5 protein-coding genes and 1 other annotated feature are annotated in these 9,353 nt (G+C 25.6%); all 5 genes read left to right on the top strand.

Going from position 1 to position 9,353, the window contains the following annotated elements:
- Nucleotides 1-299 precede the first annotated feature (299 nt).
- Nucleotides 300-407, top strand: a sequence feature (ribosomal protein L10 leader region).
- A 72-nt stretch (nt 408-479) separates the two neighbouring features.
- Nucleotides 480-971 (top strand): 50S ribosomal protein L10, encoded by a 492-nt coding sequence (gene rplJ / locus EHU54_RS02895; RefSeq protein WP_400248839.1) that lies wholly within the window; start codon nt 480-482, stop codon nt 969-971.
- A 55-nt stretch (nt 972-1,026) separates the two neighbouring features.
- Nucleotides 1,027-1,392 carry a 50S ribosomal protein L7/L12 gene (rplL, locus tag EHU54_RS02890; protein WP_400248838.1) on the top strand — a complete coding sequence of 122 codons (366 nt, stop codon included), beginning with the start codon at nt 1,027-1,029 and terminating at the stop codon, nt 1,390-1,392.
- A gap of 296 nt (nt 1,393-1,688) precedes the next feature.
- Nucleotides 1,689-2,222: a hypothetical protein gene (locus tag EHU54_RS02885; RefSeq protein WP_400248837.1), complete on the top strand. Its 534-nt coding sequence runs from the start codon at nt 1,689-1,691 to the stop codon at nt 2,220-2,222.
- A 172-nt stretch (nt 2,223-2,394) separates the two neighbouring features.
- Nucleotides 2,395-4,779: a hypothetical protein gene (locus EHU54_RS02880; RefSeq protein ID WP_400248836.1), complete on the top strand. Its 2,385-nt coding sequence runs from the start codon at nt 2,395-2,397 to the stop codon at nt 4,777-4,779.
- Nucleotides 4,780-4,809: 30 nt separating this feature from the next.
- Nucleotides 4,810-9,054: an FtsX-like permease family protein gene (locus EHU54_RS02875; protein ID WP_400248835.1), complete on the top strand. Its 4,245-nt coding sequence runs from the start codon at nt 4,810-4,812 to the stop codon at nt 9,052-9,054.
- The last annotated feature ends 299 nt before the right edge of the window (nt 9,055-9,353 follow it).

The following is a 9,353-nucleotide window of genomic DNA, read 5'->3' as shown; positions in this document are numbered from 1 at the left end:
AAATTAAATAACTTTAATAAAAATGTATTTTTGTTGTGGAAAAATTTAAAAAAATAGAAAAATATATTGACAATAAAATTAAAAGTAATACAATCTATAAATACAATCTATAATAAGTAATTAGTATATTATTCCACAATTTCTAAGATATTAATTTAAGACCCCAAAATAATTTATACGGCCAATAATCGGTATAAGAAAATAAGCCGAAAGTAAAACAAGATTAATAAAATTTTTTAAAATAACTTTTTTTATTTGACTTTTAACAAAAATTATAATATTATATTATTTGGTATTGTACCATAGTCATCAAAATACCATAGACAGCAACGGATTTTATTAAATCTTAATTATGTTGCCGAGGCATTATTGAGATATATAACAATGACATGTTTTTATATTATTTAAATAATGTTTTAGGCAATTAATCCACTTGGTTAATTGCCTTTGCTTTTAAAATTATTATAGGGAGGCGAAGAATGAAGCCAGCAATGAAAATTAAAGCAGCAGTTGTTAATGAAATTGTTAATAACTTTAAAAATGCTAATTCAGCAGTTATTGTTGAGTATCAAAAATTAACGGTTGCTGAATTTACAGAACTAAGAAGAATGCTTACAAAACAAGATGTAAACATTAAAGTATATAAAAATAACTTAGTAAGTTTGGCTGCTAAAGAGGCAGGATTTGCTGAATTAGACCAATTTTTAACAGGTCCTAATGCTTTTGCGTTTGGCACAAGTGAACAGATGGCTGCCGCAAAAACTTTAGCAGAATTTGCAAAAATACATCCAGCAATAAAATTAAAAGCTGGAATTTATGAGGGTAAAGTTTTAAATACAAAAGCAATTGTTGAAATTGCAGCATTACCAACAAAAGATGAATTATTATCAATGTTTGGAGCAAGTTTACTATACCCATTACGTATGTTTGCAATAGCAGTTAAAGAAATTGCTAAAACAAAAACTGAATAATTAGTTATGTTATTCAAAGATTTTATAGAAAAATCTTAATGAGGAGGAAAATATTATGGCATTATCAAAAGATGATATTATTAAAGCATTAGAAGAAATGAAATTATCGGAATTAAATGAATTAGTAAAAGGAATTGAAGATCATTTCGGTGTTGTAGCTGCAGCAGCAACTGCTGCTGCTCCCGAAGAAGTAGGAGCAGCAGTTGGTCCTTCAGAGGTTAATATTGTGTTAACAGATACAGGACCAAGTAAAGTTGCAATTATTAAATTAGTTAAAGAAATTACTGGAAAAGAATTAATGGCAGCAAAAGCAATTGTTGATAAATTACCAGCAGTAATTAAAGAAAAAGTAAAGATAGAAGAAGCAGAAGAAATTAAAGGACAATTAGTAACTGCTGGAGCCTCAGTTGACCTTAAATAATTTAATTTTCTTAAAAAAAGCAAAATTAGCCCTTGCTTTTTTTTTTTTTTTTTGTAAAATGTTAATATGTAAAAATATAGGAGTAGAAAAAATGTTAATAAATTTTTATCACTTTTAATAAATTTATTAACTTTAATATCTTTTCATCAATTTTTTTGAATTTTTATTTTTTCATTATTAGTATTTTAATCCGCATTAGTTTTTTAAAAACAAAATCTATTAAAAATATTAATAACACCTTTACTAAATTTGCAATTATTAGTTTTATTTTTACTTTTATTAGCAATTTATCAATTTTGCTTGTTCTTAATATTTTTATTCAATTTTCTTTTAGATGAATAGAAAGATCAACAATTAATTTATTAAATTTTATTTTTTTATTATTTGCAATCTTTCTTAGCACAACAAAGACAAGATATTTTAATTTTATTATTTTATTTAATAAATTAATTGCTATTTTCTTTTTAATTATTTTTTCTCCAGTTATTTTTAATTTTATTTTTAATGCATTTTTAAAAACAAAAAATAACTCATTTTATTTAATTTTATGAATGATTGGTTATGGAAGCTTAATTAGTACTATTGTAATTAATAATAGCGTAATGGAAGTAAAACAAATTTTTCGGAGATTATCGTTTGGTTTTATTTTGTTATTATTCTGTTTAATTTTAAATTTATATTTTATTGAAAATATAAATGATATTAAATTATCAACAATTTTTAAAAATATTTTTATAATTATTTTACTTTGAATTTATTTTTGAAATGTTGTTTTAATAAATAAAAATAATGCTAAAACACAAAATCATAAAAAAACAATGATGATTTAAAATATTTTGTTTTAGCAATTAAAAATAATTGTTTGAGTATGGATAAGCCAATTAAATATACAACAATTTTTATTAATGGTTATAAGCAGGTAATGATAATTTAATGTTATCTGCTGACTTTTAAATTAATGATTTTTATAAAAATTTAATAAATATAAAAGGAGTGAAGGAAATGAAAAAATTACTTTCTATATTAGGATCTACAACTTTAATGTCAGCAAGTATGTTAGGGGTAGTTTCTTGTGCAAAAGGAAAAAATAGTCAAAATAATAATTATTTTGATAGTGAACTTAATAAAATCGACCCAACAATTCGAAATTTAGTCAAATATACTAGTACAATTGCTAAAATTTTAATTGCTAGTCGTCATGAAAATATGAATACTTATGGGTTTGCAACATTACAGTATTTTTTAAACAATGTTGGAAGAAATTTAAAAGGAGTCTTTACTACTAAAAGCGGGAAAGAAATTAAAATTAAAGATTATGTTGAAGAATATAAAAAATTAAATAATCTTTATTATAATCCTTGAAAAGCAACAGATAATAATTATCAACCAGAGCGAAATACTTATAATTTAATGTCATCAATTGCTGCAATGACTGATTTTTCAAAGTGAAATACAGAAGATAACCAAGGACATGCTAGAAATACAACAGATGCAACAGGGCGTTACAGAGATTTTGTTGCAAATCCAAATTTAGCATGAGCTCAATATGATACTGGAGCTTTAGCAAATACATTGTCACAAAAATCAGAATCAGTTATTAATTATATTAACAGAACGGCTGGATGAAGTAATTATTATGATTCATCATCGGGTCCTTATGTATCAAATATTTTATATCATAATTCACTTTCAACACCACCAACAAAGTCAATATTGTCTTATAAAGATGGTGGTGAAGAAATTAAATTTGGGAGGGCTGTGGCGAACCAGTCAAGTTCATTATATGATTTATTTGGTTTAAAATATTTTGATGAAGCAATCACTATGTTAGGCCAATTTGGATCAGGATTAGAATTACCAGTTTTATATTCATTAGCACAATTATTACCATTTATTCAAAATAATCGTTCTGGTGAAAAAACTGCAGGAATTTTTTTGGCAGCACCGTTTTTTATTTTAAAACAAATAAAAAGCCAGTTTTTTGATAATTCAGGTAATGTTAAACCAAATAGTCCATTATTAGAGATATTTAGTCGTGATACTATTGAAAAAACAGTTCTTAATGTTGAAAAACAAAGTGATGGTGAAGTAGATAACCCTGATAAAACAATTCAAAGTATGAAACTTTATGATATTTTTAACAGTCCAGTTGTGGCAAAATCTCTAACCGTGATTATGTCAGAGGAGAAACAATATTTAGATCTAACAAGTGATAAAAAAGAACATAAAAATGCCTTTTTAAAATGGTATTCTGTTTTAGGAAATTGATTTACAGAAGCTTTGGCAAAAGAAGGTTCAAATTTTGATGTTCAAAAATTTAATCGCATAATGTCAAACACAGTTTATGAGGGTCTTTTAAAATTCCAAGGCTTAATTGGGAATTTTGCTGAAGATAGTGTTGTTGCTTTAATTCGAACATTATTGCAAATGTTAAACGCACCAAACTTTGATTTGTTTAATTTATTAAAAGGAATTGCAGGATTAGCAAATTGATTTTACAGTAATGATAGTGACAGTAATGATAGTGACAGTAATGATAGTGACAGTAATGATAGTGACAGTAATGATAGTGAAGGACATTATAATTTAAATATTGATAATGTTAAAACAATTGATGATGTTTATAATGAAGGACCGAATAAAAATGGCTTTAAAGAGGACTTAATGGCAGTTGATCCTGATAGTGAATATGCTAAGTTTATCTTAAATAGTTATGGTTTTGATGAACAAATAGGTCAATATAAACAAGGGTCATTATTCGATATCATTAATATTTGAGCGCATGGAGGAAATAATACTTATCCTGATCATGAATCAATGCATAAATTTATTACACAAATATTAGATTCACAAAATGGTTATATTGGTGAATTAACAAGTCAAGTTAATAAAGTAATGGCAGAAGATTGATTTGATAATATTTTCTTAGATCGAAAATGATATATTACAGCATCAGGAACTGGTGTAGATGGTTCAAAATTAGGGGCAATTGTAACTGATGGTTCTGTAACAGGTGTTCGTTATCAATTAGATTACTATGGTCCAAAAGATGCTTCAACTAAATTAGAACGTCATAAAAAACCATTAGGATATACTGATCCCGTTTCAGGGAATTCTCCTTCATATGTTGAACAAGAAAAAGACCCAAAACAACGTCATAATATTGCACCAGAGGGCAAAACATGAAACAATCAAGACTGAGTTGATTATGATGGAATGGGTAATGAATATTTAACAAATAGTGACAAAATTAAATATAGTTATGTTGTTCAATTTAATAACCAAGCTCGTTTCTTGTATAATCCAGGGATTAAAGATGATTTAACAAAAAATTCATATTTATTAAGTGATTTTGTTTGATACTATAACAATACTCGTTATTATTAATAGTTAATTGAAAAAGAGGAGATCTAAAAAATGTTGCTGTTTTTACAAACATTAAAAAGTATGTTTAAGCAAAAAGCACAGTTAATTATTTTTATAATATTAGCTGCGCTTTTAACATTATTAACAACTTCTTCGTGAATTGTTAATACACGTTTATCTAATGCATATTCATTTATGGGGAAAGGAACTTTTGCTTATGATTATTTATTAAGATTTGATAGTAAAAAGAAAACAGGGCAAAATGTTGAAACAATTACTCCATGATATGCTTTTAGCAATGATTATCATTTGATTACTGATGTTAATGGGGAACAGTGGACATTGCCTTATGTTCATTTAGGTGAAGATGGCGCATTAAAAGCTTTGGATAATAATGTTGAAATAAAATTTACTTTTGATTCTAAAGCAAATAAAGTAAGTAATATTATTTTTACTGATCTTGATAAAAGTGCACCAATTTTTTTAAATAATGGTTTATATCGTTTCAACGTTAATAATGAAGCTTTTCAAACTTCTGTAATTGGACAATTATATGATCAGAAAGGTTATCTTTTTAATCAAAATAATTTATCTTTGATTGAAGAATTTATGAATAATTTTACGCATAGTGATATTTCACAAAATACAATAAATTTAATTATTGCATATTTAAATAAAAAATATTCAGGTATAACAGATGAAACAAAATTAAAAGATGCTGTTATTGATTTTGTTAATAATGGTATAACAAAATGAAAAAAAGATGTTGATTTACGAGGAAGCGTAGATGAAATCCCTACTAAAACTAGCATTGAAGATAGAATATTTGAGGAAAAATTAAATGGTGATTTAAGTTTTTTAGTAAAAGATACATCACAGCCTTTAACAAAAATTAGTCTTTATTATTCACCAACTATTAATAATCTTGATGTTGGTTATAATAATAATATTGAAAACGCTGTTTTTAGTGTTAATGATTTTTATAATCAAAATAATAAAAATAATAGTTTTCGGAATCAACCTTATGGGCCTTATGGTTTGACAAAAGCCTATTATGCATTAGTTGCTAAAGCTTCAAACTTTTCATTTCAGTTACGTGAACAATATGCATATTGAGATTTAACATCAAATTTAAAATATAAAATTATTAATTGAACACAATTATTATCGGATAATAAATTAAAATTTATTAAAAAATATGATTCTTTTGATCCAACTAATCCAATTAATGATGTGTATGTTGTTATTACGCCACAATTTGCGCATATTCAAAAATTAAAAGTAGGAGACCAACTTACAATTGGTGAAAACTCAAATTTCTTTGTTGGTGCTATTGGTGGAGATCCAACTAATATTTATCCAACAATTTATGATACTGATGTTTTTCCAGATCCAAAAACAGATGGTATTATTTATGTTTCTGAAAAAGTTTATCGTAGTGAGTCTATTGCTGCTAACACTGATATTGAAGAAAATTCTACATTATATATTAATTATGTTGGTTTACCGGAAAATAAAGGTACAGCCTTTGAAAATTTCAAAAAATATTTATCAGCTGATTTTTGAAATTTAAATAATCCAAGTGATAAAAATGCCCCATTACAAAGCCGTGATGAAACAAAGTTAGTTTACTTACGTTATTCTTTGTTAGGAACTACAATTAAATTTTATCGTACGATTACAATTATTTTATGTCTTATTTTCTTAATTATTTTAATTTTTACATTAGTAATTTTAATTAAAAAAATTATTAATCAACAAAAAATTGCAAATGGAATTTTAAAAGCAAATGGTTATAGTGGAATAACAATTGCTATTTCCTATTTAGCTCATGCGATTGTAGTAACTGGAATTGGAGTTCCGATTGGATGAATTATTGGTGTATTTTTACAATTACCTATTATGAGTGTTTTCAATAGTTATTTTGTTATTCCAGTTAACTTTTCATTTTCGTTAATTCCATTTGCAATTTGTTTTGGAATTATTGGTCTTGTTAGTAGTTTGTCAATTTTAGTAACAGCAATTCGGCAATTAATAATCAGCCCATTAGATTTATTAAATCCAAATAAAAATATTAAAACTTCAAAATTAGTTTATTCTATTAGTAATATTTTTCATTTTAAAAAATTTACAACAAAATTTCGTTTCGTGATGATGGCTGTTTCAATGAAAAAAATTGGTTGATTTTTTTTAACATTTTTTGTTGCTAGTTTATTTTTAACATTAGCAACTTTAATTCCAACAGGAATCAATAAATTTAGTAAGGATTATTATGCCAATTTAAATTATGATAACCAGTATGAATATACAAACGTTATTGGGAATATTCCTTTTAGTCGTTATGAAATGTATGACTGGAATGGTCCTGGTTTTTCATCTGAGGCAGCATATCCATTAATTAAAAATTCTTTAGTAAGTGATTATTTATATAATGGAGAATGGCTATCAACAAAAAATGATATTAATGCTAAAAATTCTCATTTATATGCACAACAATTAAATAATATGATTATTTTTAATTTTATGGTTGGAAAAGGAACAAGTTTATCAATTGGTACTTTTTATGCTATGTATAAACGTTATGGTGAAAATGTTGCTATTCGAAATCAAATTGATACTTTATTATGTTCAACAATGCCACGTGCTTTTGGTAAATCACCAGTTCATCCAACAGACCCAAATATTATTGACCGTTGGACTTATTGTGCACAATATGCAACAAGTGATATTATGCCAGGCAAAATTCGAGCAATGTGGTTAAAAGATGATTTGGCTAAATTACAATTTAATTTTACTTTTGGAACTTCAACTTATAATTCAAAAAATGAAGATGTTTATACCGGATATACAACAAATATATCAGATTCAAGTTTTATTCTTCCAACATATGGAATTAATGTAAATAATAAAACAATTATTTTTCCAAATCAAACAATTAAAAAAATTTTAGATAATAGTAAAAATTTAAATATTAGGACAGATTTTATTCCAATGGTTGTAAATAAAGCCGCAGAAAGTAAATATAATTTATTGTTAGATAAAATAATTGAAACTACTACTAGTGTTCAGCAGTTACAATATTGTGATGATGCACTTCATTGTGCTGTTGATCAAGCAGCGTGGTCATATGAGTTATCAAGTGGTTGGTCTGATGATAATCTCAACCCGTTTACCCTTGATTTAACAAAATTAACAATTGGAAACAAAACACGTGTTGGTTTTGAAAATAAAAATGGTAAAGTTCAAGATTATTATAATATCAAAAATTTTGTTTTAAAATTACCAGTTGATGCTTTTAAACAAGGTGAATTTCAAAATTCAACGATTTCTGCAACAACAGGACGTCGGTTACCAGGCTTGTTAGACCTTAGTAGTCCTGCTGATCAGAGAGTGGTCACTAAAGAAGAAACTGAAGACGGTGATTATTATATTATTCATCCTTTTGATAATAAATTTGATAAAGAAATTAATGGCATAGGTGATTTAATAACCGGGTTTCCAACTAACTGATATCGAGAAGCATTACGCCAAGGATTATTAAAAATTGGGAAAATTACTAAAAATATTAAATATAAAGTTGTTGGGATTCAAAATTCATATGATGTTCCAAGAGCGTATGTAAATCAAGTTATTGCTAATAAAATTCTTGGTTTTGATACAAGTTCTAGTGAACTATATGATAACAAAGATGATAATCCAATGTTATGATTTAATGGTAAGTTTAGTAAATATTATGATCAAGTTGATCAAACAACACGATTTAATCTTTCTTCCTCAGATGGTTCCTATTCAATGAATGATTTTATGAATGGTCAATTAACTAGTGGGGTTGGAGGAACAGATTATTTAATTATTAAATCGCAAGTTATTGAAAAACTTGCTTGAATTTCAAGTATCTTATCAATTATTTTTGTTGTTATTACGATTATAACTGCTATTATTATTGTATATATTATGACAGAATCATTTGTTAATTATTTCTTAAAATTTATGGCTGTGATGAAAGCTTTAGGATATTCAAATCGTGAAATTAATAGTTTAACATTAGGAATATTTACTCCGTTTGCTTTTCTAGCATGGATTTTAGGTGTTGGGATAATGTGACTAATATTATGACTAGGTGTTTATGGGTTTATTGCAATTGCTAAAGTAATTATTCCATTTGGATTCCCATGAATTACGATTCCAATTACTTTTATTTTAATGGCAGGAATCTATTTAATAACATATTGAATTTCAACTTATAAAATTAATCATATGAGTATTCAAGAGCAAGTTAATGCAAACGAAGTATAAACCTAATAAAATAAAAAATCTAAGTAAACCTTAGATTTTTTATTTTCAAGTTATTTTTGAAGTTTTAGTTGTTATCTTGTTTTTTTAATATAATTGAATTTGAACCTATAAACCAAAAAAGATAAAATGGAGAAAATAAAATTGCGAAAATTATTTTATTTAATAGACTTCTTGCATAACCTATTAAAATAATTGTAAATATTTTTAAAAAAATACTAATAGCAAATTATAATTTTAATTAATTATGTCTTTTATTTAAAAATTTAATATTTTCCTACAACGAAAAATGACTTTTTTAT

Origin of the sequence: Spiroplasma sp. ald (assembly GCF_044714355.1) — a bacterium.
In the GTDB taxonomy this organism is placed as follows: Bacteria; Bacillota_I; Bacilli_A; order Mycoplasmatales; family Mycoplasmataceae; genus Spiroplasma; species Spiroplasma phoeniceum.
Note: the sequence above shows the minus strand (reverse complement) of the source record. Positions and strands in the feature narration are given on the sequence as shown.